Here is a 733-nt window from a genome sequence, read left to right on the forward strand (position 1 = left end):
ATACGGCGACCTTTTTCCACATACACTTTGCCGTCGGCTTCGATGTCGAACGACGCGGTCTCACCACGCAGACGTTCCGGCACCAGCTCCATCTGCAGCTTGTTGTCGCGGATTTCAAAGATCACTTTCTCGAAGAACAGGTCCAGGATCTGTTCAGTCGTATATTGCAGCGCACGCAGGATGATGGTTGCAGGCAGTTTACGACGACGGTCGATACGGACAAACAGGTTGTCTTTCGGATCGAACTCAAAGTCCAGCCATGAACCACGGTAAGGGATGATGCGTGCGTTATACAGTACTTTACCGGAAGAGTGTGTTTTACCTTTATCGCTGTCGAAGAAGACGCCCGGGCTACGGTGCAGCTGGGAAACGATAACACGCTCAGTACCGTTGATAACGAAAGTACCGTTGTCCGTCATGAGTGGAATTTCACCCATGTAGACTTCTTGTTCTTTAATGTCTTTTACGGTGCCTTCCGGCGCTTCGCGCTCGTAGATCACCAGACGCAGTTTTACGCGCAGCGGTGCGGAATAGGTCACGCCACGGATCTGACATTCCTGAACGTCAAACACCGGTTCGCCAAGGCGATAGCTGACGTACTGCAGCTCGGAATTACCGCTGTAGCTCTGAATTGGGAACACGGAGCGGAAGGCTGCTTCCAGGCCGTACTGCCCTTCAGGATCTTGCTCGATAAACTTCTGGAACGAGTCAAGCTGGATAGAAAGGAGATAAG

Annotated in this window: 1 pseudogene; it reads right to left on the minus strand. The window is 52.0% G+C overall.

The window, feature by feature from the left end:
* Positions 1–733 (minus strand): annotated as a pseudogene (rpoB, locus tag QMM04_RS22890) (DNA-directed RNA polymerase subunit beta); the annotation flags it as partial.

The organism is Pantoea sp. Pa-EAmG (assembly GCF_030024295.1).
In the GTDB taxonomy this organism is placed as follows: Bacteria; Pseudomonadota; Gammaproteobacteria; order Enterobacterales; family Enterobacteriaceae; genus Pantoea; species Pantoea dispersa.